This is a genomic window from Chryseolinea sp. H1M3-3, from assembly GCF_029360725.1.
Classification (GTDB): Bacteria; Bacteroidota; Bacteroidia; order Cytophagales; family Cyclobacteriaceae; genus Chryseolinea.
Map to the genome: position 1 here is coordinate 179,490 of NZ_JARKMY010000015.1, position 25,563 is coordinate 205,052.

Below are 25,563 nucleotides of genomic sequence, written 5' to 3' on the forward strand. Positions count from 1 at the left end.
TCAGACCCTATCAACCTTTGCTCATGCAACGTACACGTGTGTCGCGCCCTCAAAACAGATAAGTACGAGAACATGCAGGTTGGTCAATAAATTACAGTCACGACTACATTCAATGTTGCATTGATTTCTTTCCATTCTCCGAAACTCGTTTTACGTTCAAAGGTCCTTAGCCGAATTGTGTCATCCGTTTTTCCGCTTTCTATCATTAATCCTGTAAATGGAGGAAGATCCTTAAAGCCAGGCCAATCCATCATATTACCATGATATTTATAAGTCGGATAAGCATCGTTTCCTGGCTCAACGATGTACTCAACTTTTTTATTGCCCGCCTGGAACTGTTCGCGCTTCCACGCTTCCCATTTTTTCAATCCACTGATCATCCGTTTTCGAGTCTGTGTATCATCAATCCACTCAAACCCAACAAAGAATTTTTTCTTATCTAATAAGATGTTTTTGTCTGAAAGATCGAACCTTAACCATCCGAATCTTTTACGTTCTTCCAGAATGATTTCCTTGGATAGCAACTCCTTCCCTGGCCTGTCTTGTAATGAATCATACTCAAAAAAATGCAGTCTGAGCCTGGCGGTATCTTTTGAATTATACATAAGTCGAACCTGAAGCCTATCCACAAATAGCGGACGCTCTGGTGCCTCTACCAGCAGCGCTACTGCACCTCCACCTTGTAGCGTGTCAAGGGGAAGAACTCCATCTTTGCCACCCATCCACCCAAGACGGAGGGTTTTACGATCAAGTCTCTTGCTGAAGATCGTCACTTCGTTCAACAGTGTGGCAGTTGATTGAAGGACCACAGTAGCTGAGTCCGAAAGTTTATTGATACACAATTTGTGTTCCTTATAGCCAATGGACGAAAAACGGAGTGTGTCCGTTAAGAACGTGCCTGGTAGTGATATTTCAAACGACCCATCAGGATCGGAAAGTGTACCAACGTTTTGTCCTGGTATGCCGATATTGACATACGGCAAGGGTGCGCCGTGTTCATCCGTTATTTTTCCTCTTATCGTTTTTATGTTCGTCTTCTTTACCAAGCAGACCTTCGAATAGTCATTGTATTTTTCAAGGGAATCGAGTGACAGCAGACAATCGCCATTTTGAAAAAATTCAGGAAGTTGAACAGTAAGCGCGTGATCGAAATTTCTCTTGTTATAAATATAAACCGTTTTGTTTTTGAGGTCATAGATATTTGAATAGACAGTCATGGAATCCTGGTGGGTCTTCCTTAATATAGAAAGGATGTTTTCGACTGATACCTCCTTAAATTGTGCGAGGTGACGCGTTGCCGTATCATATCGCCAGCATGCAGGCTCGTTGCTCAAATTTGGATGCCATTGATTAAAGTTTGTTTGAAGAAGCGTGGCACCTGCAACTGGCCATATTCCAACGCTATGGTTATGTGCTCCGACGAGCACAGCATTACCCGACGCATCCGCTAGCATTACTGTTACTTCTGAAAGCTCCGGTAAGTTGTGCTGTTGCAGGATCGCGATTGCTTCCTTCACATTAGCAGCCTGATCAAGAATCGTTTGCCAGATAAACCCAGTTGGATTGCTTTTTCCCTCAAAGAAAATTTCCTGAAATGGTGTGCGAGCTGCATCGAAGAACAATCCTTTTTCATTCATCCCTCCCTGTGCCCAACCTTCTGAGGCGAAAGTAAAAATTATCGAACCATATCTGCCAGCAGTAGGAGGAATAATGCGCATGGCGCCATCGCGGGCAGTCCAATCCTCATGATTTGCAACAAGAATACGGTTGGCATCGCGCGCAAACAGAATAAAGCAGGCCTGGGTTTCAAAGGTTGCTATGATCAAAAAAAATCCTATTAAAAAAGGAAGTCGCATGGATTTAAGATTGAAATTCGTAACAAATGGTTGCATGGAAAGCACGAACTTTTTGCGGAGCGTCTACCAACATTCTTGATAGTCCTTTAGCATAGTTCTGTCGAAAAGGTGTGAAAAGATTCAATTAGTTCAGTCTCCGACCAACAGGTTGCTTGTCCAAGCTTATACTTCTTCAGCGGCAACCGGCTTATTAAGCTTTGGCCTCGTAACGCTCCTAAGTATTTTCGTAACTCCCCTACTCCGTTTTGTCACGCCAAACTGGTTTGATTTAATTTTGCGAGTAAAACTCAATTTGTATGGGTACTTTGCTTTTCAATAGGCTTACAGGTTTCTTAATAGTATTTAAGTTCCAATATTTTACTTTCTCATGACGACACAACTTGTAATTGAAGCAATTACAGGTTAGCAAAATTTATTAAGCTCAGTTCTGGAAAGCTGTTACAAAATGAACGTAGCAGAGGGAAAGTAAATCCGCCATTAGATGGCCCTCCGATAAACGAATAGAAATATTTGTTTGTAACGTTCGTACAACCATTTTTTAAGAACAAAGAATTTTCTAATAATCTGGCCGTGACTTGCAGATCCAGCGTTGAGTAACGCTCGACATTTCCATGGCACGCGTGGACTGCCATAAGTACGATGCCTGGTGTCTGAAATTTATATTAAATCCAAGCGTCCTGAATATTTGCGCTCCCTATGGACAAATTATAAGTCCCTCTCGTGTATTAAATCCTTTACCGGCGGGATCCCGTTGAAAAACCCTATCTCCATCTGACAACAAGTAAAAGTCTCCAGCGCTAAATGAGCTGTGATGACTTCATTCTTCTAAGGATGAATAAGTGAAGGGGAAAGAATCGTATAAAACGTTTACTTTCACAGATTGTAACAAAGCTATAATTTTATAAATTGAAACTTTAATTAAGAATTTACATGAGTTGGCAAATACAAATTCAATTAAACGAAAAGCTTTTTGTGCGTGACCCGGCCTCTTCAGACGTTGGACGTAGCATTGTAAAACAAGGTGCCGCAATGATTGAAAAAATGGGACTAGAAGAGTTTACATTTAAAAAGCTCGCAACAAAGCTTAAGACTAACGAATCAAGCATCTATCGCTACTTTGAAAATAAACACCGCATGCTGGTCTATTTAGTTGACTGGTATTGGCGTTGGATAGAATACCTTGTTGTGGTCCATATTAACAATATTAAAGACCCAAATAAAAAGATTGATGTTATCCTCAACATACTCATGCTAAAAGTTGACGCTGACCTTGTGGGAGGCCCAGACATGGACAAGCAAATCCTTCACCAACTGGTCATCAAAGAAGCTTCTAAATCCTACTTAACGAGTCATGTGGCCGAAGACAATAAGCTACAACTTTTCAAGCCCTACAAGGATCTGTGCGCCCGCATTGCCGGTATATTTCTGGAGATTAATCCTAAGTATAAGTATGGAAGATCATTGACGAGCACGGTCCTTGAGATGGCACATTATCAATATTTTTTCATGCATAACCTTCCCAGGTTGACTGACTTTGGCCAGGCAAAAGATGAAAAGGAAATCATAAATTTCCTGCGCCACCTAATCCTCTCGTCGCTTACAGCAAAATAAAATTTGAAATTCAGCAACTTATCGCGTAACAATGTCGTTAATGAAAGTAATACTACCTATACATAATGTAACACTCTATGTTGGTGAGGATAACCATATTTGTTTTAGCATTCTTGCTTGCGGGTCCACGGCTTGAAGCAAGTAGCGAAAAACTTTCTGAACGTTCTGAGAACACGGAAGTAGTTGCCCCAGAAATAGTTCAATCGGAAGTCGTAAAAATTGCTTGTGAAAAGAAAAAATCAAACAGAAAACTTTCGACGTATATTCCGGTTAAAGGAATTTTAGTCCGCTTTTCCAACAGGGTCCATTCTGACCTGATTGTTTTCATAAGACGTATTCAGATCTGATGTTAACGGTTCCCTTCGAATTCTTATTCAAAGACGAACAGTTAAATATCAATCTTTATGACAACCATCAATAAAATAAAACAAGAACTTCTTGCCTGGTCAGTAGTTTTGGCAGTGTTTGCTGTACTAACGCTCCTGGCAGTAAACTTTGATAATATTCGCAATTCGCGATGGTTCAATTCCTCAGGCACAAAAGAGAGCGCTGAGATGCATCATGACAATGTTGAACTGCATCAGCCAGGCAATTCAACAGTGTTAGCACAATAATCGGTTACGATTATGGCAACCATTAAAATCTTGGGCACTCATTCCCCAGGAGCCAGTGCGGGGTGCGCCTTACATAAGCCCGTCATTGGATACTGGCAGTGCATTTCGTTCAATCTGCGTGTACTCGAACAGTTGGTAAAAGTAATAACACCAACGGAGTAGATCTAACAAAAGCAGATTTCCTCAACAGCGAGCAGAAGCGGCATGCCCGTGTCAAGTCGACGTATTGTACTTATACTTCTCTACTATCAGGGGACGGACACAAATAACAAATACACCTATGAAACTGAAATTATTAATATATCTAACCCTTGTCCCATGCCTGATAAGCTTCGGACAGAGATCTAAAAATTTTCAGGATTTAGAAGAGGCTCTTTCTAAACCTGATAGCGTGCAATGGTTGACACTTAGGAACCAGGGGTTGAAAAATTTCCCAGATGAAATTCTTCAGTTTAAGAACTTGAAATATCTGGATGTAAGTCAAAATCAAATTCAAAACCTGCCTGAGTCCATTGGATCTTTGACTCAACTAACTTATGTAGATCTTTCAGGAAATTCAATATCAGAATTACCAGCAAGTTTCTCAAACCTTCGGAAGTTGCGAAATCTTTATATCGATTACAATGGGCACCAAAACCTCGCATTTGATCTTGAAGTACTCTCTGAATTGCCTACGCTCCATGTTCTCGACTTGGCAGGCGATAGCATCACATACCTGCCATCTTCGATCGGAAAGCTTACTAGCCTGAAATACTTAGAGCTATCCTATAATCAGATATCCGTACTGCCTCAGGAATTCGTCAAGCTTCAAAACCTTGAGGTACTGTCAGTGAATGGTGACACGCAATTTGATCTGCGACAGAATATTCCATTACTGAGTCAATTGCCTAAGCTCAGGGAACTTCATTTAGAAGGTGATCACTTCCGCGAAATTCCAAGTGGAATCAAAAGCCTTAAGACTTTACAAGCGCTGTATCTCAATGATAACGAGCTAAACGCGCTACCTGATGGAATTAAAGGGATGGAAAACCTGCCGTACTTGGATATACGCCATAATCGGATACCACATATCCATAGGGCTCCAATGGACGACGTGCTTGCACCCCGTGTAGTCATTAAATTCTAAATCCATTGATATGAAAACAAGTACGCTTCAATACGTCAAACTCATATTGTGTAAGGTGAGTTTCGATAGAAAATTGTTCCGAAAAGAGTATAAGAAAGCCCTAGGCAGGCTTTCAACAAACGAAGCCAGTGAACTTAAAAGCTGGTTGCGTCAACAACGGTTACAACCGATATGCACTTCCCAAAACAATTAAATAGCCCAACAAATCCATATCACTAAACGCTAAAGAATATGAAAATTAAACTCGCCCTTTTACTCTCCACAATCATCGTGATTGTATCGAGTTGCACTGTTGTGCGCCAGGGAGAAGTAGGCGTCAAACGCAAGATTGGAAAACTCAACCAAAGCATTATACAACCAGGACCTGTTGTGATAAATCCTTTTATTACCCGGGTTATTAAAATGCCAATCACTACCGAGAACATAGAGATAACATCAAATTTACCTTCTAAAGAAGGTCTTAATGTAGCTGCAATTATTTCGATCCTCTATCGAATTCAGCCTGAAAAAGCTCCAGCGATTCTTGAGAACATCGGTGTGAATTATGAAGAGATTGTGATTACAAGTGTTTTCCGATCCGCCGCTGCTGATGTGTGTTCACGTTTCTTCGCAAAGGACATGCACTCATCTGAAAGATCAGTAATCGAAAAGGCAATAACTGAACAAATGACGAAACTTCTTACGCCTCGAGGCTTCGATGTGCAAGCAGTATTGCTGAAAAACATTCAATTGCCTCCCGGACTTGCACGTGCTGTTGAGGAAAAGCTCGAAGCAGAGCAGGATGCTCAAAGGATGGAGTTCCTATTGGATCGAGAGAAAAAAGAAGCTCAACGCAAGATGATTGAGGCTCAAGGTATACGTGACGCACAAAAAGTCATTTCAGAAGGGTTGAATGACCAGATCATAAAATGGCAAAGTATTGAAGCCTTTAAGCAGCTTTCGCAATCACCAAATGCAAAGGTTATTATGACTAATGGGCAAGCATCGATGCTAATAGGTGAAGGTGAGCAGTAATGATGTTCAACTTAAAGCCATGCTATATGAAATGGGTAGTTCTTGAAGAAAATCCGAAACCAGATAATTACATCGCAGTTGTTCTGACAGACACAACAAAGAAGGTGCAAATTGAGTCACGCGCGCATAGTGTGTACGATGACGGAGATGAGGCCTTAGCCAGAGCGCGTCAGTTGCGTGATCAATTCGGAGTTCACATGATCAGGATCTTTCGCAGTGAAAGTTATTCAATTCCGATGCGATCCTAGAAGTCAGGTTTGGTCCGTCAGGTGTTAGCCTGGCGGGCACTTCATCAAAAAGGTCAATTACATAATTTATGATACTTGCAGCAATAATTCTTTTCGAGGTAATTCTTCTTGAATTTATCCTTGGGCTCTCAAATGTTTGGTTTGCCACTTTCTTAGGTGAGAAGTTACCACAATATAATCGAGAGAAAGCCAGGACCCTTGGACTTTGTTTTGCATGGCTGGGCCGGATATTAGCGCTTGTCTTCTATTCGTTTGTGGCTGATTCGCATTTCACAATTAAAAGCATTCCCGGAATAAATTTTTACTGGGTGGATATCATTTTGCTTGCAGGAGGAACTTGGATCATGTTTAAATCAACTGAGCTACTTTTCTTTAACCGTAGCGCAAATAGATCGTCAATAGATTTAAAGATTGTTTTACTACAGAGTGTTTTCATAAGCGCAGTGCTTTCTGTAGACGCGGTTAGAACAGCCTCATTCTACGTAAATAACAAATTGATTGCTTCAGTAATTATTCTGTTGACAATGGTAGCATCTTCATGGCTATCGGGCCGAATAATTGAACTCCTGCATATTCAAACAAAGGGACTAGTACTTCTTCTGTTTTCAACGGGACTCTTACTAGTTCTTGAAGCGTTTCACCAACCAATTCTAAGCGAACTGATTTGTTTTGGAGCAGCTTTATATCTGATGAATGCATTCCTGCTTCCGAAGTTTGGAAATCCCTCCGAAAAAATTAAACCTACAGCTGATGAACACAATTAAATCTTTTTTTACAGCATTACTCTTCGCGTCATCTATAATAGCTTGCACAGAAACAAGGCGAGAAGCCGAAAAAAATCTGGATATACTGATGAAGAAGGCTTTGACTTTAGACTCCGTCATTAATGTAGAATCAAAAAAAATCAAACTGCTTGACTCGGCAATGTCTGGCGAACTATCAAAGGCAAACAAACTGGATTCCCTTGTGAACCATGAGTCCAAGCGCATTGACTCTTTACTAATTAAAATATACCGGAAGATCGAGCGACAGAATTGATTAACTACCTCACCAACGAATCTAGTATATCCGTTGTTTGCCCAAAGTAATTTTAGCTGTTGGAGTTAAACATCTACGGATCGGACTTTAAAAGGATTATTAAAACCGACTTGAGTTTCAAAGTGAACGCATAAATCAAAACAAAATTAAAACGGAATCATATGAAACGTAAAATTACAATTGCATCGCTGATGCTGCGACTATAGCGGTACTTCGTGCAGCAAAAATCAAAACGGGGGCGAAACGCCTGAAGAAAAAACTGTGGCTCGAACGGAAAACATCCAGGTAGTTTCGCGCGTCCATGACGAAAGAACAGCGGGCAGTCTAGCGTCTCGACGAAGTGTTGAATAACTTCATTGAGGGCAACAAACGCAGGGAGTCGTAGATATTTCTCATCGGTTTATACTCGAGCAGCGGTTCGTAGGCAAATACAGTTCCATTGATGCCCGCGTGAAGACGAGTTTCCATTTCTTGGCGACTATTATGGCTTGGTACCCTTTACACAAGACCTATACCTTCTGGGCCGCGGCCATTATTGCTGGATGGGACATCAGTCCGAGACGTGTAGATTGGTGGGGGTGCGAACTAATATCAGATACTTCCCTACCCTCGATTTGGAACTAAATTCCTCCACAGGATTCTCTCTTAATCAATTGAAGTCAATTTCCTTCAATTTATTCTCTATCCAACGAGGATAGTATCAGGCAACTAAGCCTTTTAAGCTGTACGCGATTTTCTAAAAAAAAATGAAACAATTTGATAAACACTTCCGTTTTTTGTAGTATTACTACCATTCATGAGTTACATACTATTTAATTTGAATGATAAGCTTTACATAAAAGACCCTCAAAAGTCGGAAATTGGTAAAGCCATTATTTCACATAGTATTCAGCTGGTAAATGAGGTTGGATTTGAACAATTAACCTTTCGGAAAATAGCAGAGGAGATGGCGTCAACCGAAGCTACAATATACAGATACTTTGAAAACAAATTCCGGCTACTTCAATACCTTGTGGACTGGTATTGGGCATCAATGAGCTTCGAAATAGGCTTTCAATTGAACAACATTAGCAACCCTGAAGAAAAACTCAGGATTTGCCTGCAACTCCTTGCCGGGACAAAGAGTTTCGTGCATATGTCACCAATTGACTTAAAGACATTGCAACGCATTGCGATAACCGAAGGTGATAAAGCTTTTCTCTCTCGTTCAATTGACTCCGATTACAGGAACGGGTTATTAGATCCCTTCAAAGATGTGTGTGGTCTCATTGCTGGCATTGTGAAACAGATTAACCCCAAATACCCCTTTGCACATTCCTTGATTAGCACCGCGATGACTGCTGCAAATCATCAAATCTTTTTTGCCATGCATCTTCCAATACTGACTGATATCACAAACGATAAAAAAAACATGAATGAGAAGTTATACCGCTTTCTTGAAAATTTTGTCCTTAATGCAATTAAATCTCCAGCATGAACAATAATATTATCGTTCGCATATTAAACGAGTGTGCACTCGCTGCGAAACACCACTTCGATTCTTCCGTGCTCAGATTTGTTGATGCAAATAAGCGCTCGTATGAACTGTCCGAGTTTAATGAATTCAAAAGGGATCTGATTGAAGCGGGTAGCAAAATGCGAATGCTCTTTATGGAATATTCCCTCGATCATACTGCATTTGTGGAAATGCTAAAAAAAGAACAAAGCATTCTTTTGTTTTTTGAGCGTAAGGATGACCTACTCCTCCCCATTATTCAATATCGCGAAAAGCGATCAACAATAGTTGAAAGGGTTAACGATGAAGATAACCTGATACTCGAGCAAGAAAGCATTCATACACGGACCTTATTTACTAACGCGAATGGGGAAGTTGTCTTCTTCGTCATTTTTTCTTACAAAAGTCTGATAAGCGAATATGAATACGCTGATAATTTTGAAGGCCAAAAGATGAGCCCGGTCAAAAGATTTTTCAGGCTGTTAAGTACGGAGAAGAAAGACATCATCTACATATTATTTTATTCTGTGATCATTGGTCTTCTAAGTCTTGTGCTGCCGTTGGGAATTCAAACGACAGTCGAACTGATCAGCGGCGGTGTTTTCTTCAGCTCTGTATACGTCCTCATCGGAATTGTGATCCTCGGCGTACTGGTTGGGGGAGCGCTACAGATTGTTCAAATCAGCCTGGTTGAACATTTGCAAAGAAGGGTGTTTACTAAGGCAGCTTTTGAATTCGCTTTTCGCATTCCCAGGTTAAAAATGGAGTCGATTCTGGGCAACTATGCTCCTGAATTGGTAAATCGCTTCTTCGATGTATTGACGATACAAAAAGGATTACCGAAATTACTTATCGATCTCTCTTCAGGGGCGATTCAGATTTTCTTCGGTCTGCTCCTGCTCTCCTTATACCACCCGTTCTTTGTTTTCTTCAGCATTATACTTGTTGCTGTTCTCATCTTGATTTTCTATTTGACTGGCCCTGGAGGACTTGAATCATCTATTAATGAATCGAAGTATAAGTATAAAGTAGTGCAATGGCTGGAAGAGTTGGCAAGAGCTTTAAACTCTTTCAAACTCGCCGGAAACACCGATCTTCCGACTAAGAAAACAGATCAAACCGTAAATAATTATTTAAAGTATCGTAAAAAACACTTTGGGATACTCGTAACTCAATTCTCTTTCATTGTTGTTTTCAAAGCTGCCGTAACGGGATGTTTGTTAATTGTGGGTACTATACTCGTTGTAGACCGTCAAATTACCCTCGGGCAGTTTGTGGCCTCGGAAGTGATCATCATACTCATACTTGGAGCGGTTGAAAAGATAATCATGTATATTGATATCGTTTATGATTTACTTACTGCCGTAGATAAAATATCGCATGTAACGGACCTGCCTTTAGAAAAATCAGGAGGAATAGACTTTCCGAAAAACAATGTTGAACGTGGATATTCCCTTAAAGTAAAAGACCTTAAGTATAAATACCCGGATGGTAACGATTTCATTCTTCATGGAGTCTCCTTAGACGTAAAATCTGGTGAAAAGATTTGTATTGCAGGTACTGGTGGAGCGGGTAAAACTACCCTGACAAATATTATCGCAGGACTACATTCACAGTTTGAAGGAGCTGTATCTATCAATAACTATTCTATAAGAGATCTTGATCTCACCCACCTGCGTGACAAAATCGCTAAGAATATATCCAGTGAAGATATCTTTGACGGGACAATACTTGAAAATATCACTGTTGGAAAATCCATGGAAAGTGTTGATGACGTGATGAACGCGCTCCGACAGGTGGGCGCCGACGAAGATGTGTCGAAATTACCTGACGGACTCAATACGCATTTACTGAGCGGTGGGAAAGGATTCTCAAGTTCGATGATCAACAAGTTCATCCTGGCCCGTTGCCTCGCGAAACGTCCGAAGTTGATCATCTTAAACGATTTCTTCAGTGGGCTAAAAAAACAAGATAAACTAAAACAGATTAATGCTGTCACTGCGCCAGTAAAGCCCTGGACCTTATTGGCAGTTTCCAACGACCCCTTGGTCATGGCTGCCTGCGATCGGGTGATTGTTATGCACCATGGAAAAATCGAAACCGAGGGTACGTTCAAAGAATTGCTTAACAGCGGTATCATCTCTAATTATCTAGATCAATAAAGGTATGCTCAATTTTTCAAGACAGCGGATCGACAAGATGATAACCCAGGATAAGCTATATTCACTTCGGGCGTTAAAGACTCCGCATGCTGGTAGAATTTTAGCGAAGTGGCTCTTCGGAATCATCTGCATTTTCATTGTTATTTTATTTCTTCCATGGCAGCAAAATATTCGTGGCACGGGAAAAGTCACCGCGCTAAACCCGATGAACCGTCCTCAAAATATTCAGTCTGTGATTGCAGGTCAAATACAAAAATGGCACGTGTGGGAGGGGCAGTATGTTGAGAAAGGTGATACTATTATTACCATTAGTGAAGTCAAAGAAAAATACTTCGATCCAAAACTTCTTGTACGGTTGCAGGAACAAATTGACGCTAAGCAAGGGAGTATTGTGTCAAAGGAAGAAAAAGCCGAGGCTTTAAAAAGACAGATCAAGGCACTACGATCTGCTATGCAAAACAAAATCGATCAATCAAAGGCCAAGCTTGAGGCAGAAAAAGTAAGATTCCAAAATGCTGAAAACCAGTTTCAGCGGAATAAGAAACTCTTTGATGCGGGAAACATTCCGCTGACAAAATTTCAGGATATAGAATATAAGTACCAGGGAAGTCAGGCGGATTATCTAAACGCACAGATCGAACTCGATCGAGTCGGGGCAGAATACCTGGATAAGATCAGCAAGGCCGAATCCGAGCTAAGCAATACCCAAGCGGAGTTATTCGATGGTCAGGGTGATGTCGCAAAGTTAAAAAACGAGTTTGCCAATATGCGCATTCGCAGTGATCAATATCAGATACTCGCTCCGCAGAATGGATTTGTCGTAAAGGCAATGAGGGCAGGTCTCGGTGAAACAATCAAGGAAGGCGATGTCGTATGTACGGTCATGCCTGAAGCCTCGGATATGGCAGTGGAGCTTTATGTGAAAGCCATGGACGTTCCTCTGCTAAGCAAAGGTCGTCATGTTCGGATCGAGTTTGACGGATGGCCCGCTTTGCAATTTTCCGGATGGCCTAGCGTATCCGTTGGAACCTTTGGTGGTAAGGTCGAGGTCATTGATTATGTGAATACGAAGCCTGGCGAGTTCAGAGTACTTGTGATCCCGGACGTTTCAGAGCAGAGATGGCCACAGCAGCTGCGCATAGGCTCCGGGATAAAAGGTTGGGTAATGCTTGATGATGTACCCGTATGGTACGAGTTATGGCGACAGCTCAATGGATTTCCTCCAAGCTTGTATGATGAACCATTAGATGCAACACTGGAAAAAAATAAAGCAACGAAGCAAGAGCAGCCATCTGAGGAGTAAAGGACAACAAATGAACATCAGAATTTATTTAACAACGGTACTTCTTTTAGCAATGCACTTTGCGTCAGGCCAAGGGGTGACTGATTCGTTGCTTTACTTGCCAGATTCAGTGAGACCTTTAACTATTGATAATTTTTACGCGCAGGTTTTAAAAAATCACCCTGTGGCTAAGCAGGCCGACCTATTGACCGAGTTTGCAAAACAAGAGCTGCGATTGGCGCGAGGTAACTTCGATCCAAAATTAGAAGCCCAATACTTGGCAAAAAATTTCGGTGATGTTGACTACTACAAAATATTTAATTCGTCTTTAAAGTTTCCATCGGTACTTCCCTTTGATCCATCTATCGGTGTTGAACAAAACAGTGGCAAGTATTTAAATCCGGAACGATACATTTCGGAAAATTTCGACTTCCGCCAGTTCTATGCAGGCGTTTCTCTGCCATTACTGCGGGGACTGATTACCGATGATAGAAGAGCGGCCCTGCGACAAGCGGAACTATTTGGCGACATGATGGAGGCTGAGCAACTAAAAGCCATAAATAAACTCTTCCTTGAAGCTGCTAAGGATTATTGGCAATGGTCCATAAGCTATTACAACTTCAGACTTTACAATCAAAACGTGGCAATTGCTGAAGAAATATTCAGACGGGTAAGGTTAAATTATGAGCTAGGCGAAGCTGCGCCCATCGATACGATCCAAGCAAAAATAACATTGCAACAACGGCTTGTTGAAAGACAGGAAGCACTTCTTGACTTCCAGAACTCCGGAATCCAGCTTTCAAATTACCTATGGGATAGTTTGAGCAATCCCCTGGAACTATCATTACAATTTGCACCTGTGATGAACCGGGATATTATAGGAATAACGGCTGCGCAACTAGAAGAGCTGACGAATCTTGCACGTGAAAACCACCCTGACATCCAAAAGTTGGATGTTAAACTTCAACAGCTTGACGTAGACCGGAGACTTGCGGCCGAATATTTGAAACCAAAGCTGGACTTGAATTATTACTTTTTAAATCAGCCGTTTGACCCTGAATGGAATTCCTCATTTGGATTTGGCGATAATTACAAATTCGGTGTTGATTTTTCTTTTCCAATATTTCTACGAAAAGAAAGGGCAAAACTTGCTCAGACCAGACTGAAAATTACAAATACAATGTTGGATCGCTCCATCACCGAACGCCAGGTATTGAACCAAATCAATACGTCCTACAATACCCTCGTTAACAATGGACTTATTATAAGCCAGCAATCAGAAATGGTAAACAACTACAACCGACTGCTTGAGGCAGAACTAATCAATTTGGAGAATGGCGAAAGCGATCTCTTTAAAATAAACATTCAGATTGAAAAACTAATACAATCACAATCGAAGTTTATTAAATTACTTGGTGATTATGAAAAGCAGAAGGCCTTTTTGTATTGGGCCGCTGGGGTACGACGCTTGAACTGACCATAACGCTCAACCGATATCGACTAGACAATAACGAAAGAGTCATCATGGAAATGCAACAAGAGCAACGTTCGAAGTATATGGTGTCAAGTTTGCAATAGAGATGCAGAACTTTTTTAACAGTGTTTTACAAAAAAATGATACGCTTACTATGGAAATAACGCGCATAGGTTCTCAACCCTCAGGAAAAGGTCCATTCGAATGGTTTACCGGATCTGTCCGCATCGACCCACTGTTTCAACCAAACGAACACAGACGTGCTGCCGCAGCGCTCGTAACGTTTGAGCCGGGGGCAAGAACTGCCTGGCATACGCACCCTCTTGGGCAAACGTTGATTGTGATTTCAGGAGTTGGCTGGGTACAAAAAGAAGGTGGAGCCGTTGAAGAGATTTACCCAGGAGATGTTGTTTGGTTTGCCCCAAATGAAAAGCACTGGCACGGAGCATCAGCCACCATAGCAATGAGTCACATGGCGACTCAAGAGCAATTGAATGGTAAAGTTGTTGACTGGTTGGAGAAAGTATCGGACGACCAATACACGAAACGTTAATCTCCAAAGATATTGTTCCGTGTGAGCATGGATACGCTTGATGTGAACGTTGCCTGGTTGGCAGTATCCCTCAATTTAGCGCAAGTCTTCCGGGGCTCTCAACAACGCAGTGACTGGCGCCGGGTGTTGTGTGTCAGCTTGCGGGCGGCATGTCGAAGTATATTTTTTACGTCTCAGATGGAGCTTCAAGTTTTGTCAGTCTGCCAGCGATCATGTGTACGTGGCTGCTCATCATACAGTATGCATACAAATCCAGTCCATTGTTTTCTTTGGCAGAAGGGAATGCCTTCCAGAAAAATATTTTGATATACCGGTTTAATAAAAGCACGTGTCTCGTTTTAGCGATCGAGCCAATTGATCGTAGTGCATGTTACAAAAGTGGACAGCTTCCTGATCGCGGATTCTAAATTTGCGGTTCATAGCGATGGCAGTATAAATACGCCAACTAAGAGGTCGATACCGGCAAAAGTGTAAACACAGGTGATGTAAATCGTTGCAAAAACAAATTACTCACAAATATTTACGTCAAAAATATTGCGCAACTGATTAGTTGCTTATATATTTGCAACCGTTCGGTTTCTCAAATAATACTGATCACTAATGAGACGCGACATTTTTCAAGCCATTGCCGACCCCTCCCGAAGAGCAATTATGTTGCTCATCGCCGTAAATTCAATGACCCCGAATGCTATTGCTGAGCATTTCGACACGTCACGCCAGGCTGTTTCAAAACACCTGCGAATCCTTATCGAATGTGATCTTGTTACCCAAAAGCATGACGGCCGGGAAATACATTACCAACTTCAAATTGATAAAATGAAAGAAATCGATCAATGGCTCGAGCAGTTCCGCGGGATCTGGGAAAACCGTTTTAATCAACTGGATGCAGTACTCACAAAACTAAAAAACAAAAAATCATGAAAAAGGAAATTTTGTTCGACTTCGTTGTCGATAAAGAAAACAAGACCATCAAAGTAAAGAGGTCCTTCCATGCAACGCTACCCCTGGTGTGGCAAGCTTGGACAACAGCAGAAGTTCTGGACCAGTGGTGGGCGCCGCACCCATGGAAAGCCGAAACGCAACGCATGGATTTCCGTGAAGGGGGTCAGTGGTTTTACGCGATGGTAAGTCCTGATGGAAATGAAAAACATTGGTGCCTTATGAATTACAAGACGATCGTCCCTGAAAAATACTTCACCAGTGTAGACGCATTTGCAAAGGATCAGTCCGGTGAAATTAATCCAGACTTCCCCCCAAACAATTGGGAAACGCGGTTCAGCCGCGACAACGATGATACACGTGTTGACATCACCCTATCATTCGAAAAAGTGGAGCATATAGAACAAATGATCCAGATGGGATTCAAAGAAGGTTTTACGCAGGGCCTGGACCAACTCGATACATTGTTAAATCAAAACAAAAAATAGCTAATGCCTTTGTTAGCGAAACTGATTCTCGCCACCGGAGCAATGTCTCTGCTGTGTCTACTGTTGTTGCATTTTCTTAGTCCAGAGTATGATCCGAGCTGGCGCATGATCAGTGAGTATGCGATGGGAAAATATAAGACGTTGCTGACCGCATTTTTTGTATTGTCCGCAGTTTGCACGATGATGCTGCCAGTATTGCTTTGGAATGAAACTGCAGGCATATGGCCGAAGGTCGGGCTTGTACTTATTTTCCTTTCGGGTGTTGGTTCACTGATGGGTGGTCTATTTGATCTGAAGCATCCCCTGCATGGCACGGCATTCGCGCTTGGCGTTCCAACCATAATGGTAGGCGCACTGCTGGTCAGCTACCATCTTGTGAAGCAACCTGATTGGGGCCAATATTCGACTGGAGCGCTGCTGTCAGCCCATGCCATATGGATCAGCCTTGTGCTGATGGGCATCTCTATGGCCGTGATGATGAATGGCTTCAAGCATGCCGGTGTTCCAATGGGTCCCGGAGCAACACCGCCTGACACCGTTCCGCCTGGCGTGGTAGCAGTTGCTGGCTACTTTAACCGGTTGCTGGTTATTTGTAATATAACTTGGATAATGATAATGGCTTACTTCTATCTGATGCTAAGGGTACTGTATAAGTAATTACGCCGACTGATAAAAGTAGGGGCGGGTGCGTTAACGGAAGGACAGTTGTGTCTTGAGTAACTTTTATTCCAATGCTCACCCGTCCCGCTATGTTTTTTGTATATAGTACTTCCCTCCTATTGACGCGTGCAGCGCATGTTGCAAAGTGGGCAGCTTCCGGGATCCGAATTTTAAATTTGCTGCTCGCTAGGAATGAAGGCTAACGTTATGAGTAAATATATTGATGACCCCGTCAGTTTGAAAACTTAAAATATAATGGGTCCGACTCTCGCCACAACACCATCGCCCAAGTTTTGAAACAGCGCCGTAGCTTGGTCGCAAGACGAGGACTATAACGGGTGGATGAGCATATGCATTAGGGAAATTTTTAAGCCTCATTGTAGAAGTTTGGTAACAGTTCTTGTCAGAAACAGACTTGATTCGATGCTTTTGAACTAGCATGTTAATTGTCATAGGTGTTGATAAATAATATCAACAAAAAACATAACTCATGGAAAAGCACACTGAAACAACAACAACACCAGAAACGATAGAAGTACTCAATGACCTGGTAGCAATCAATAATGACAGAATTGCTGGGTATGAGAAGGCAATCGAAGAAGCGAAAGAATCAGACTCAGATTTGAAGAGCCTTTTCACATCGATGATCGATGAAAGCCGCAAGATAAGATTAGCTTTGGCCAACGAAGTACAATCACTTGGTGGGGAGTATGACAGAGGTACCACAGCCAGCGGAAAGTTATACCGTGCGTGGATGGATGTCAAAGCTGTTTTTAGTGGTCACGACCGTCATGCTGTTTTGGCAAACTGTGAACGCGGCGAAGATGCGGCTCAAAGCGCGTATGAAGATGCGTTGAGTGACAATGAACTTCCAGCTTATATTCGCACCATGCTTGAAGAACAAAAACAAATATTGAGAGCATCTCACGACGAAATAAAAGCGCTGCGTGATGCGGCAAAATAAATCTTGTGAAATGTAAGGTTAACGCCGGGGATATACCTCCCCGGCGTTTTTTTGCTTTTCGCTGAATCATTCGATCATCACATGCTCCGAATCAGCAAGAATGTTGCTCATCTTAAGTGGAATTCGCAGAGAACACGAAGTCTAGTTTTGCAACCGGATTAGAACGGTTCCGCAGACATTTTTTTGCAATGCCGTAACGCTTGACGCTATTTGTTCTTTTTGAAGACGATTTTTTCACCTGCGTCGAAATCAACGGCATAAACAATATCCGGCGATTGATAATCAGGGCCGCCTTAGAAAACCTAATTTCAAAACCTTTCGCTGTGGTTAACAACGACTTACGTTTTAGTAAGCCGATACTCTAAAACTAATAATTTTAGTTATTTACATTTGTCAAACACTAAAATATTTAGTTTTATGAAATCAGTCAGAATAGCGAGCACCGTAAAACACATTGAAGAGGGAGATGAGCGTGTTACCCTTTTTCGAATCCAGGAAATCTTGTCTGAGCACCGATCAACATTAGTTATGGGTATCCTCAGCGACTTGCCAACTTACCTTCAATTTAAGTTCTATACGAAGGTGGACATAGAGATGCAGAGAATTTTAAAGGACAAGTTGTTCGAACTTTCGAACTCGAAAGTAAGTCTCGACCGGTACCTCAACATTGTACATGAGATTGAAAAGAACAGTAACTTCCGCGTTCCATCGCAGGAGTTTTTCAGGGAAATCGATTCGGTTCTCGATCAGGTTTTGAATCCAACTCAACTTAAACTAACGAGGTGAGTTATGTCGATCAGGGAATTGTCAGAATACATCAAAGAGCACAAGAACGGCAAAGTGCCCTACCCTTACGGTGATGATTTTATTGTATCCCATCATGTCAGGGGTGTGCTTCGTGAGCATATGCATATTACGGAAGCTCATATTTTAGAATGTTGCCAAAAGGCTTCGACCTATGATGAATTCATTGAATTGTGCCGTCCTTTAGCAAAAACTGATACGGAGGCGTGGCGTCGAGAATGGAACAAGCCACCACCAAAAGGGCGGACACGCAGGCGCTTTAGATAAATATGAATTTTGTATCTTGAAACTTTCTTTTTAACCCATCTGTGTTTTTCTAAAACACATGATCGGTGGAAAAAAGAAATCATTAGCGGAGGGTACTTCAGGCAGAAGGAAATCCGCTTTTTTGTTTTCAACAACACAAAGAAATTTTCCATGTGTAACTTTAAATCAGAGAAGCACACGTATGACGACTTGGCTGCTCATTATAACGCGTCGTTTGCTTCCATTACTGAAGAAGTTGATTTGATCAAAGAGAAGTTCAGCATCATGCTTAAGAAAGATGATGCACTCAAAGCAATCGGATTGCAAAATTCGACTGAGCTTGGGTCGCAAATGCTGAAGTACAATGAAAAGAATAACCTGCCAGCAAATCTGACAAAGGAAGCGTTAACAGAAATGCGATGGTATCAACGCTTCCTTAGCGCTTACAACAACGACGGCATCTATGAAAGATACTACGAAAATGCTTTCGACTATTTTCCAACGCATGCCCTAACCGCCGGAGAGCCAGACAAGTTCAAGATGTTTCGCTGGGGGTTGGTTCCATTCTGGCAAAAAGACGAAGCGAAGGCGATGAAAGATCGACTGACCACTGTCAATTGCATTCATGAGGAAATGTGGGACAAGCCGTCTCTCCGGGATGCCATTAAGAACGGTCAGCGATGTTTGATTCCTGTAACAGGTTTTTACGAATGGCGCTGGCTTGATGAAGCGGGAACGATCAAAATTCCGTACTATATAACTTTTCGCGATCAGAAGGTCCGGTCCATGGCTGGCTTATATTCTCGTTGGAAAAATCCGCAAAATGGTGAGTACTATTACAGCTATACGATTCTCACCTGCCCGGCGAATACAATCATGGAATATGTGCACAACGCTAAGAAAAGAATGCCTGTTTTCATTGATAAGGAAAATGAAAAGGACTGGCTGAATCGTGACCTGAAAAAAGATGACATCATGGATTTGTGCAAGCCGTATCAAGATCCTTCTATGCGCGCTTATACCATTTCGAAAATGTTGACCACACGAGGCATTAATCTTAACGTACCGGAAATACGAGCACCCTTCAGTTACAACGATTCCATCCAACAAGCGAGTGAATTTTTACAACGCGGCGACAGAAAAAAAGCAATTACAGTGTTTAAGGAGTCAATGAACGCTTCGGCAGAAATAAGCAAAGTTGAAGATGAGCAATTGAAATTGGCTGCCGCGCAGGGCGTGAAGGATGAATTGGTGATGGCTTAGCATGCTATCAATAACTTTTAGCAAGGTGCTGGTAGCGGTTATATTAAGTACGCCGACTTAATCTAATCGTAGGGTTAGTTTAGAAGAGTGGCATTGTGCGGATTTGTTATAGAGCCTTTAACAACATTATTTACTAAAAATTGTATTGAATGATTCCCGTTGTGGCATTTCTTACAGGTTGCAGCTTTGCAGGCTGAAGCTACCTTCGAAACTCAAACCGCCAATTGCTGTAACCATCTCTTAACGTCTTGAAAAAATACCGTACAACAAAAATGGGAATACCGAGATTCCCATGTTCGGCAGCAGACAGGGGAATCGAAACGCATGACAAGGGCTTGTATTGGTTACCTAAAAAGAGATTTTCCGGATGTTCTGATATATCAGCAAAGGTCGCTCCCAGCGAAAGAATTTTTCCGTGTATTTTTTTACTATAACGTTCAAAAAATGAACGACGCATAAGATCGCAATACACAATGTGGTGCGGAAATATTTCTTGCAACGCGGCGATTAAACGGAGGCGATCTGCCTGATTGAGATACATTAACACGCCTTCAAGAATAATGTGTGTTGTTGTCTTTGTTGAAAATGACGACAGACTATCGCTTAAAGAATCTCTTGCAAATTCAATTGGTATCCGCGTTAACGGATTAGGAGCTTTGGATGCCGGAAGCTTTGTCTCCTTGTAACCAATAATTGCAGGTTCATCTACTTCAATCCATCTTCCACCTTTGATGCGAAAGGCGCGCGTATCAAAGCCAACGCCGATAATTACAACTTGCGCATCAGCATGATCACTGAGTGCTTCAGCAAGCTGGCGATCTATAATGGCATGCCGTGATGCGTTGCTTGCGTTAGGCTTCAAATCGTCCTTGAATTCTTGCCAGATCATTTGCGCGTCTTCGTTCATGAAAAGTTTTGCCAGCGTATCTCCGCATGCTGGATTAGGTAGCGACGCATCCCATGCCCTGACTCCCAGGGTGTAATAGGCAGTCTTTGAAATTGGATTTGTGATAACCGTGTGTTTTAAATGAGTATCTAACATTTGGAGTATCGTAAAATAATTCTCACATGATTCCTCAAGGGGATAATATCCATCTACCCACTATCAAGAAATAATTGTTATAGTGCGCCTTAAAGCAAAGCTTCCGATGAGGCCATTAACTGCTGCGTATAGGAAGCCGATAAACTTACCTTTCTTAACTGTATAGCTAGTCAGTTTCAATCCAAAGCGAACCAATCAAAATCATCTGAATCCCACCGCACATAAAATTTCACTAAGATCCGATTGTGATCTTCGAGGTCTGTTTGTTCTATTATAAGGTAATTGCAGTCCAATTGTACTATTTTACCCAAAGGCCGCGCAGCGAGGTTGCCTATTTGTGGTGTTGTAGTTCCCAATGTTTCCAGAAATGAATCCGAAGTAACCTTCCAGGTGCCTTCCAAAAAACGCCGGTCCAAATGTTCACGAACAACGCCGTCACGGAAGCCGCAAAAATCGCTGGCGTTCGGATCAGGATCGGCCGCAAGGAATTCGGACATACCGTTATATTCGCCCCACTCATAGAATTGATAAAGCTCATTCGGCCAATTAAAATAGGCTTGAAACGCCAATTTGTGTTTATTCTCATCACGACAATTCGGAGTGTATGCGGATTCACCATTCGTACAACACCCTTCAATCAACTGACTCTTCAGGCCCCATATTCTCTCGCGGCTGTTAAAAAATGTGAGCTTGGTCGGGTCAACGGGATCAGATATGTAAGACATGCCCCATACCCAGTATTCCCCGATTCCGTTGGCAAGTCCGCATTCTCCGGAAATATCTCCCACAGGGTTCGAAATATAAACGGGTACTTTAACCTGGCCTAACGTTTGGCCTTTTACATCGTAGGGAATAAACGTCAGCTCAAATCGGACATCGCTCGGAAAATTCCCTAAAGCTTGAGCCGCGCGGCCTTCGATAAGTTCTTCCCGATCTATCCCTATAAGAATAAGAGATACGGTATCGTTGGAGGCAACATCCGATACCTCTGGCACATCATAGTAAAATGTTGCATCAGACGCCCCGACATGTATCTGCACATATACGCCTGCTACATTTTTGGTTGTGTCCTCATGCAGAAATTTTACAGGCACGCGAAATTTATCGACAAGAGAGAGTGTGTCTTCAATGGAAATTTTCAACGAACTTCCAACGGGGCCTACGGGAATTTTCCCGGCTATTTTTGTCGCGTTCGAAAAGAGGAGGTGGTTGGCGATGGTATCTGCGTTCGTCGAACCACTATCCTCTACGGGATTTTCCGGTGCCGGATCGGTCTTCTCACAGGAAAACAGAAAACTTCCCAACAGGACAAAAAAACAAATTGAAGCTAAGCATGTATAATTCATAAAATAAAATTTTAATAGATACTAAAACGGTTTGGACAAAACGGTATCTGCGCATACACCAACGTGTTTAAATACGATTGTGCAATTGCCTGACGACGGATAAAATTACACCGGCGGAATGCCTGGGTATAGAATAAAATTTACCTGGAGAGCACTTAGAGTTCCTGGTGCTGAAGAACCTTATTACGATATTCTATGGGTTTCAATAGCAAATACCCTTCAGGTGTATAGCCCGAAAAGTGCCTGAACTCACGGATAAGGTGGCTTTGATCAGCATATCCCGCTTCATAGGCTACCTGGCCCCAGCTTTGAAAAGAAGAGGAACTTATGATACTGGTAGCCCGGTTAAAACGATTTACTTGTTGAATTTGCTTAGGTGCCAGACCGGCGTTATTTTTTATCAGCTGTATCGCATGTTTGTGCGTATATCCCACATAACGATTTAATAACTCGGTAACGGGTAGACTAGTGGTACAGAAGATTTTTTCTAATTTATTCCATTGGTTAATTTCTGTCATCGAGCGTTTGGCGAGACAGCCGAGGATCCATTCATTCAGCACGTTGATCAGTTGCTCATTATTCTGGCTTGCTTCATAGAGGCGTTCGTGAAGAAATGATATCTCCCTGCCCCAAACTTCCTGTGTGGAAAAATGTTTGTTGGTAAAATTGGTGGCGGGAATTTGAAATAACTGGCCAAACCCAAAAAGCGAAAAACGCAATCCCACCATGAAATAGTTTTGTGGAGCCATAACATCAAAAAAGGTGCTTCTTACGCCGCTCACTGTGCTGTCGTCAAGAATAGATGTTGAAGCGTCGATGGCGTTAATGCCTGTCACTTTATCACCCAGATTAAAAAAAATCTCGGTCCTATTATTTGGAAACAGCCTGTCGGGAATTGATAACCCTTGTCCCTTTATTATTACATAATGATCCACAATCAGATTAGCGGGATAAACAGGTGCCTGGACGGTATAAGTAATATTATTGTGGACAAATGTGTACATCTTACATGTATCGTATATAACTACTTAAAAACTATACAACTTTCTTCGAATTCAATGCTGGAGGCGTACGACAGTTTCATTAGTATACGAATTGTCCAGCATTCTGTTGCTAACGGTTTTCAGGCGTTTTGGCTCCAGCGCCTCAGGGTAAATCACAAAATACTACCAAAAATAAGCCTCCTCGAAAAAAAATGACTCATACTAAGAGCAACGTAATTACAGTCAACAAAAAACAAAGTCTATCCGCGGTTGAATTTAATGAGAATTGATTAACCATCAGGATTAAAGGACAAGCTAAATTTTCCAATGAAAATTCAGTTATGCAACAACGCCCTTTTTGTCGATAATGGCCAGATATACCAGGACGCTTATCAATACTACATTGAACTCCACGCCATTTCTGCCAGCGCCTACCACAAACCATCCCTCAGCCGCGTGAATCATAATAATACCTGCCACCAAAATCGGAATGGTGATGAGTGCCGCGACCCGTATGTACCGATTTAAAATCAGGAGTACCGCGCATGTCACATGCGATAACTTAATTATCCACGCCAACGGCAGACCAATCGGAGCGAATCCCGCTTCGTTAAGATAGTTATTACCAAAGTTGTTTACGGCTCCCGTGAAAATGCTGGGAATGCCATGCATAAAAAAAACTGCGGCCAGGGTAATGCGCAGAACGAGTGTGGGTGTTATGATTCTATCCATGATGCTGTACGTTTAATGCAAATTAAGTGCAACCTGATTTACCAGAATTGTAAAAAAACGACAGCTACTAAATCGGTATGTATAGATAGGATGAGCTTTCTACGCCTACACTTTTGTTGGACACAAAATTGTAAGGTGGCATCCCCGCAAATTCCTGAAACTCTCTAATGAAATGCGATTGATCTGTGTAGTCTAGTTCGAAGGCAATGGAAGTCAGTTCGCCATAGTCGACTGTAGCGAGTCGTTTAAGCGCCAGCTCGAATCGCGACACGCGCTGATACCTTTTTAAAGATACGCCAACCTGTTTTTTAAATCTACGCTGCAATTGCCGTTCTGATATCCTGAGCGAGGATGCGAGCTTGTCTATGTCACCAACTCCTGTCTTTTTGTGAATGATGCTTTGTACCGTAAAATCCAAAGGCATTTTTGTCATTTTCTCGAGCAAGAAGCTATCTAAGATCGCGACGCGTTCCACCTGTGTTTTGAATCGCAAGCGCTCGCCCAGATCGCATCTGCAAACCAGGTTGATGTTGGGTACAGTATTGGTTAGTTCGTCTGAGTCAATTCCAAAAAACGCAGAAAGTGCGTGTGGATAAAAGCTAACCCCGAAGTGTGAAAAGGCACCGTGCGTAAAGGCCTCAGTCGGTCGCGTACGCACACCTTTCAAGTAACAAAGCGGCATTTTTTCGCCTGTTTCACTTATGATCGTCTCAAAGCAATCGATGTCCTGAAAGATCAATCGCGGGTAGCGGTCCGCAAAACTATGAATACTCAGTTGTGAAATTGAATATTGGCGACTATCAAGACTCCAATAATATCGCACGAGATGTTTAAGTGAATCAATTGGAGCATATTGGCGATACTGCATGGGGCTAGTTGTTTATTACCTTGATTTCCGCTTCCAACTTGATGCGTAAAGTTTCCATGACGTTGCACATTCTTCTAGACACCCATCTTGCGCAAGCCTTCCGCCCTTTACAACGCAGTGACTGGCGCAAGCGTTGTGGGTCGACTTGCCCGCGGGCTCACTCGTGTCCACGATGGTTCGTCTTCAGACTGACGTTCGTTAATCAGCCTTGAGGTCATGATTTCTTCTTGCCTTTATTTTTCATGTAGTTATCATAAACTACCTGAAGCTGTTCTGTTAGATATTCAATCAGGTCTTCCAGGTTCTCATCATTCGCTATAATGGCATATTCTTTCATGGATAGTATCAATTTATCCAAATGCTTCACCTTCAATTCCTCCTGCTCCAATGCCATCGTGAAGAAAACAAAGAAAAATGCTTCCTCGTATTCTTCAAGGCCTTGAAACGTATCGAAAAGGGTTACAAACGATTTTGTAATAAATTCGCTATCGGTAGTTTGATCATTGCTTAAAACATACTCAAAGAACCCCCGTGTATATCCTTGTACGAAAGCAAAACTTTCATAACCGTTTTCTGGTTTTTTATATTTTTTCATAAATTATTTTAGTCAATTGCACCACTTTCTGCATACCGGTTCGTAGTGAGTGTTGCAAAATGAACAGCTTGCTTATCACGGATTTTAAATTTTCGGCTCATAGGAATAAAGTCTAAGGTTATGAGCAAATATATTGATAACCTCGTCAGTTTGAAAACTG

27 protein-coding genes are annotated in these 25,563 nt (G+C 42.0%); 20 read left to right on the top strand and 7 right to left on the bottom strand.

Features of this window, described 5'->3' with window-relative positions; all coding sequences use genetic code 11:
- Positions 1-83 precede the first annotated feature (83 nt).
- Complete coding sequence (locus P2W71_RS23740; protein ID WP_276373900.1) at positions 84-1,892, bottom strand: carboxypeptidase-like regulatory domain-containing protein; 1,809 nt, start codon at positions 1,890-1,892, stop codon at positions 84-86.
- 894 nt (positions 1,893-2,786) lie between these two features.
- On the opposite strand from P2W71_RS23740, the gene P2W71_RS23745 reads away from it, so the two are divergent.
- The 20 genes from P2W71_RS23745 (at position 2,787) to P2W71_RS23840 (ending at position 19,837) form a co-directional block, all read left to right on the top strand.
- Entirely contained in the window at positions 2,787-3,467 is a 681-nt protein-coding gene (locus P2W71_RS23745) for a TetR/AcrR family transcriptional regulator (protein WP_276373901.1), read from the top strand.
- Positions 3,468-3,871: 404 nt separating this feature from the next.
- The gene (locus tag P2W71_RS23750; protein WP_276373902.1) at positions 3,872-4,081 is read left to right on the top strand and encodes a hypothetical protein; all 210 of its coding nucleotides are present in this window, start codon (positions 3,872-3,874) and stop codon (positions 4,079-4,081) included.
- Between the two features lie 280 nt (positions 4,082-4,361).
- The gene (locus P2W71_RS23755) at positions 4,362-5,207 is read left to right on the top strand and encodes a hypothetical protein (RefSeq protein WP_276373903.1); all 846 of its coding nucleotides are present in this window, start codon (positions 4,362-4,364) and stop codon (positions 5,205-5,207) included.
- 231 nt (positions 5,208-5,438) lie between these two features.
- Positions 5,439-6,221: a prohibitin family protein gene (locus P2W71_RS23760; RefSeq protein WP_276373904.1), complete on the top strand. Its 783-nt coding sequence runs from the start codon at positions 5,439-5,441 to the stop codon at positions 6,219-6,221.
- A 26-nt stretch (positions 6,222-6,247) separates the two neighbouring features.
- Positions 6,248-6,469 carry a hypothetical protein gene (locus P2W71_RS23765; protein WP_276373905.1) on the top strand — a complete coding sequence of 74 codons (222 nt, stop codon included), beginning with the start codon at positions 6,248-6,250 and terminating at the stop codon, positions 6,467-6,469.
- A gap of 68 nt (positions 6,470-6,537) precedes the next feature.
- A complete protein-coding gene (locus tag P2W71_RS23770; protein WP_276373906.1) occupies positions 6,538-7,233 on the top strand; it encodes a hypothetical protein in 696 nt (231 codons plus the stop codon).
- Complete coding sequence (locus tag P2W71_RS23775) at positions 7,220-7,507, top strand: hypothetical protein (RefSeq protein WP_276373907.1); 288 nt, start codon at positions 7,220-7,222, stop codon at positions 7,505-7,507. The genes P2W71_RS23770 and P2W71_RS23775 overlap by 14 nt, the downstream gene beginning before the upstream one ends.
- A gap of 796 nt (positions 7,508-8,303) precedes the next feature.
- On the top strand, positions 8,304-8,984 hold the full coding sequence (locus tag P2W71_RS23780; RefSeq protein WP_276373908.1) for a TetR/AcrR family transcriptional regulator: 681 nt from the start codon (positions 8,304-8,306) through the stop codon (positions 8,982-8,984).
- A complete protein-coding gene (locus tag P2W71_RS23785; RefSeq protein WP_276373909.1) occupies positions 8,981-11,164 on the top strand; it encodes an ABC transporter ATP-binding protein in 2,184 nt (727 codons plus the stop codon). The genes P2W71_RS23780 and P2W71_RS23785 overlap by 4 nt, the downstream gene beginning before the upstream one ends.
- A gap of 4 nt (positions 11,165-11,168) precedes the next feature.
- Positions 11,169-12,467 (top strand): HlyD family efflux transporter periplasmic adaptor subunit, encoded by a 1,299-nt coding sequence (locus tag P2W71_RS23790; protein ID WP_276373910.1) that lies wholly within the window; start codon positions 11,169-11,171, stop codon positions 12,465-12,467.
- 10 nt (positions 12,468-12,477) lie between these two features.
- The gene (locus tag P2W71_RS23795) at positions 12,478-13,923 is read left to right on the top strand and encodes a TolC family protein (RefSeq protein ID WP_276373911.1); all 1,446 of its coding nucleotides are present in this window, start codon (positions 12,478-12,480) and stop codon (positions 13,921-13,923) included.
- 103 nt (positions 13,924-14,026) lie between these two features.
- Entirely contained in the window at positions 14,027-14,473 is a 447-nt protein-coding gene (locus P2W71_RS23800) for a cupin domain-containing protein (protein ID WP_276373912.1), read from the top strand.
- Positions 14,474-14,622: 149 nt separating this feature from the next.
- Complete coding sequence (locus P2W71_RS23805) at positions 14,623-14,880, top strand: hypothetical protein (RefSeq protein WP_276373913.1); 258 nt, start codon at positions 14,623-14,625, stop codon at positions 14,878-14,880.
- 193 nt (positions 14,881-15,073) lie between these two features.
- Positions 15,074-15,394, top strand: coding sequence for a metalloregulator ArsR/SmtB family transcription factor (locus P2W71_RS23810; protein ID WP_276373914.1), 321 nt, complete (start codon positions 15,074-15,076; stop codon positions 15,392-15,394).
- Positions 15,391-15,900 carry an SRPBCC domain-containing protein gene (locus P2W71_RS23815; protein ID WP_276373915.1) on the top strand — a complete coding sequence of 170 codons (510 nt, stop codon included), beginning with the start codon at positions 15,391-15,393 and terminating at the stop codon, positions 15,898-15,900. The genes P2W71_RS23810 and P2W71_RS23815 overlap by 4 nt, the downstream gene beginning before the upstream one ends.
- Positions 15,901-15,942: 42 nt before the next feature.
- Positions 15,943-16,557 (top strand): DUF998 domain-containing protein, encoded by a 615-nt coding sequence (locus tag P2W71_RS23820; protein WP_276373916.1) that lies wholly within the window; start codon positions 15,943-15,945, stop codon positions 16,555-16,557.
- A 493-nt stretch (positions 16,558-17,050) separates the two neighbouring features.
- Positions 17,051-17,524 (top strand): PA2169 family four-helix-bundle protein, encoded by a 474-nt coding sequence (locus P2W71_RS23825; protein WP_276373917.1) that lies wholly within the window; start codon positions 17,051-17,053, stop codon positions 17,522-17,524.
- Positions 17,525-17,941: 417 nt separating this feature from the next.
- Complete coding sequence (locus P2W71_RS23830; protein WP_276373918.1) at positions 17,942-18,310, top strand: hypothetical protein; 369 nt, start codon at positions 17,942-17,944, stop codon at positions 18,308-18,310.
- Between the two features lie 3 nt (positions 18,311-18,313).
- Positions 18,314-18,595 (top strand): hypothetical protein, encoded by a 282-nt coding sequence (locus P2W71_RS23835; RefSeq protein ID WP_276373919.1) that lies wholly within the window; start codon positions 18,314-18,316, stop codon positions 18,593-18,595.
- A 150-nt stretch (positions 18,596-18,745) separates the two neighbouring features.
- Positions 18,746-19,837 (top strand): SOS response-associated peptidase, encoded by a 1,092-nt coding sequence (locus P2W71_RS23840; RefSeq protein WP_276373920.1) that lies wholly within the window; start codon positions 18,746-18,748, stop codon positions 19,835-19,837.
- A gap of 199 nt (positions 19,838-20,036) precedes the next feature.
- On the opposite strand, the gene P2W71_RS23845 is transcribed toward P2W71_RS23840, so the two are convergent.
- The 6 genes from P2W71_RS23845 to P2W71_RS23870 all read right to left on the bottom strand — a co-directional run bounded on the left by P2W71_RS23845 (position 20,037) and on the right by P2W71_RS23870 (position 25,403).
- Positions 20,037-20,879 (bottom strand): class I SAM-dependent methyltransferase, encoded by an 843-nt coding sequence (locus tag P2W71_RS23845; protein WP_276373921.1) that lies wholly within the window; start codon positions 20,877-20,879, stop codon positions 20,037-20,039.
- Positions 20,880-21,055: 176 nt separating this feature from the next.
- Complete coding sequence (locus P2W71_RS23850; RefSeq protein ID WP_276373922.1) at positions 21,056-22,225, bottom strand: hypothetical protein; 1,170 nt, start codon at positions 22,223-22,225, stop codon at positions 21,056-21,058.
- Between the two features lie 155 nt (positions 22,226-22,380).
- Positions 22,381-23,229 carry an AraC family transcriptional regulator gene (locus P2W71_RS23855; protein WP_276373923.1) on the bottom strand — a complete coding sequence of 283 codons (849 nt, stop codon included), beginning with the start codon at positions 23,227-23,229 and terminating at the stop codon, positions 22,381-22,383.
- 318 nt (positions 23,230-23,547) lie between these two features.
- Positions 23,548-23,940, bottom strand: coding sequence for a DoxX family protein (locus P2W71_RS23860; protein WP_276373924.1), 393 nt, complete (start codon positions 23,938-23,940; stop codon positions 23,548-23,550).
- Between the two features lie 67 nt (positions 23,941-24,007).
- Positions 24,008-24,808, bottom strand: coding sequence for a helix-turn-helix transcriptional regulator (locus P2W71_RS23865; protein ID WP_276373925.1), 801 nt, complete (start codon positions 24,806-24,808; stop codon positions 24,008-24,010).
- A 214-nt stretch (positions 24,809-25,022) separates the two neighbouring features.
- A complete protein-coding gene (locus tag P2W71_RS23870; protein ID WP_276373926.1) occupies positions 25,023-25,403 on the bottom strand; it encodes a hypothetical protein in 381 nt (126 codons plus the stop codon).
- Positions 25,404-25,563: the final 160 nt, after the last annotated feature.

Excerpts from the sequence above, each read along its gene's own strand:
- P2W71_RS23860 (WP_276373924.1), bottom strand. The coding sequence starts at position 23,940 with ATGGATAGAATCATAACACCCACACTCGTTCTGCGCATTACCCTGGCC.
- P2W71_RS23760 (WP_276373904.1), top strand. The coding sequence starts at position 5,439 with ATGAAAATTAAACTCGCCCTTTTACTCTCCACAATCATCGTGATTGTA.
- P2W71_RS23785 (WP_276373909.1), top strand. The coding sequence starts at position 8,981 with ATGAACAATAATATTATCGTTCGCATATTAAACGAGTGTGCACTCGCT.
- P2W71_RS23840 (WP_276373920.1), top strand. The coding sequence starts at position 18,746 with ATGTGTAACTTTAAATCAGAGAAGCACACGTATGACGACTTGGCTGCT.
- P2W71_RS23780 (WP_276373908.1), top strand. The coding sequence starts at position 8,304 with ATGAGTTACATACTATTTAATTTGAATGATAAGCTTTACATAAAAGAC.
- P2W71_RS23870 (WP_276373926.1), bottom strand. The coding sequence starts at position 25,403 with ATGAAAAAATATAAAAAACCAGAAAACGGTTATGAAAGTTTTGCTTTC.
- P2W71_RS23830 (WP_276373918.1), top strand. The coding sequence starts at position 17,942 with ATGAAATCAGTCAGAATAGCGAGCACCGTAAAACACATTGAAGAGGGA.
- P2W71_RS23775 (WP_276373907.1), top strand. The coding sequence starts at position 7,220 with ATGAACACAATTAAATCTTTTTTTACAGCATTACTCTTCGCGTCATCT.
- P2W71_RS23810 (WP_276373914.1), top strand. The coding sequence starts at position 15,074 with ATGAGACGCGACATTTTTCAAGCCATTGCCGACCCCTCCCGAAGAGCA.
- P2W71_RS23815 (WP_276373915.1), top strand. The coding sequence starts at position 15,391 with ATGAAAAAGGAAATTTTGTTCGACTTCGTTGTCGATAAAGAAAACAAG.
- P2W71_RS23795 (WP_276373911.1), top strand. The coding sequence starts at position 12,478 with ATGAACATCAGAATTTATTTAACAACGGTACTTCTTTTAGCAATGCAC.
- P2W71_RS23755 (WP_276373903.1), top strand. The coding sequence starts at position 4,362 with ATGAAACTGAAATTATTAATATATCTAACCCTTGTCCCATGCCTGATA.
- P2W71_RS23750 (WP_276373902.1), top strand. The coding sequence starts at position 3,872 with ATGACAACCATCAATAAAATAAAACAAGAACTTCTTGCCTGGTCAGTA.
- P2W71_RS23850 (WP_276373922.1), bottom strand. The coding sequence starts at position 22,225 with ATGAATTATACATGCTTAGCTTCAATTTGTTTTTTTGTCCTGTTGGGA.
- P2W71_RS23800 (WP_276373912.1), top strand. The coding sequence starts at position 14,027 with ATGCAGAACTTTTTTAACAGTGTTTTACAAAAAAATGATACGCTTACT.
- P2W71_RS23855 (WP_276373923.1), bottom strand. The coding sequence starts at position 23,229 with ATGTACACATTTGTCCACAATAATATTACTTATACCGTCCAGGCACCT.
- P2W71_RS23845 (WP_276373921.1), bottom strand. The coding sequence starts at position 20,879 with ATGTTAGATACTCATTTAAAACACACGGTTATCACAAATCCAATTTCA.
- P2W71_RS23820 (WP_276373916.1), top strand. The coding sequence starts at position 15,943 with ATGTCTCTGCTGTGTCTACTGTTGTTGCATTTTCTTAGTCCAGAGTAT.
- P2W71_RS23745 (WP_276373901.1), top strand. The coding sequence starts at position 2,787 with ATGAGTTGGCAAATACAAATTCAATTAAACGAAAAGCTTTTTGTGCGT.
- P2W71_RS23740 (WP_276373900.1), bottom strand. The coding sequence starts at position 1,892 with ATGCAACCATTTGTTACGAATTTCAATCTTAAATCCATGCGACTTCCT.
- P2W71_RS23825 (WP_276373917.1), top strand. The coding sequence starts at position 17,051 with ATGGAAAAGCACACTGAAACAACAACAACACCAGAAACGATAGAAGTA.
- P2W71_RS23865 (WP_276373925.1), bottom strand. The coding sequence starts at position 24,808 with ATGCAGTATCGCCAATATGCTCCAATTGATTCACTTAAACATCTCGTG.
- P2W71_RS23770 (WP_276373906.1), top strand. The coding sequence starts at position 6,538 with ATGATACTTGCAGCAATAATTCTTTTCGAGGTAATTCTTCTTGAATTT.
- P2W71_RS23835 (WP_276373919.1), top strand. The coding sequence starts at position 18,314 with ATGTCGATCAGGGAATTGTCAGAATACATCAAAGAGCACAAGAACGGC.
- P2W71_RS23790 (WP_276373910.1), top strand. The coding sequence starts at position 11,169 with ATGCTCAATTTTTCAAGACAGCGGATCGACAAGATGATAACCCAGGAT.
- P2W71_RS23765 (WP_276373905.1), top strand. The coding sequence starts at position 6,248 with ATGAAATGGGTAGTTCTTGAAGAAAATCCGAAACCAGATAATTACATC.
- P2W71_RS23805 (WP_276373913.1), top strand. The coding sequence starts at position 14,623 with ATGTCGAAGTATATTTTTTACGTCTCAGATGGAGCTTCAAGTTTTGTC.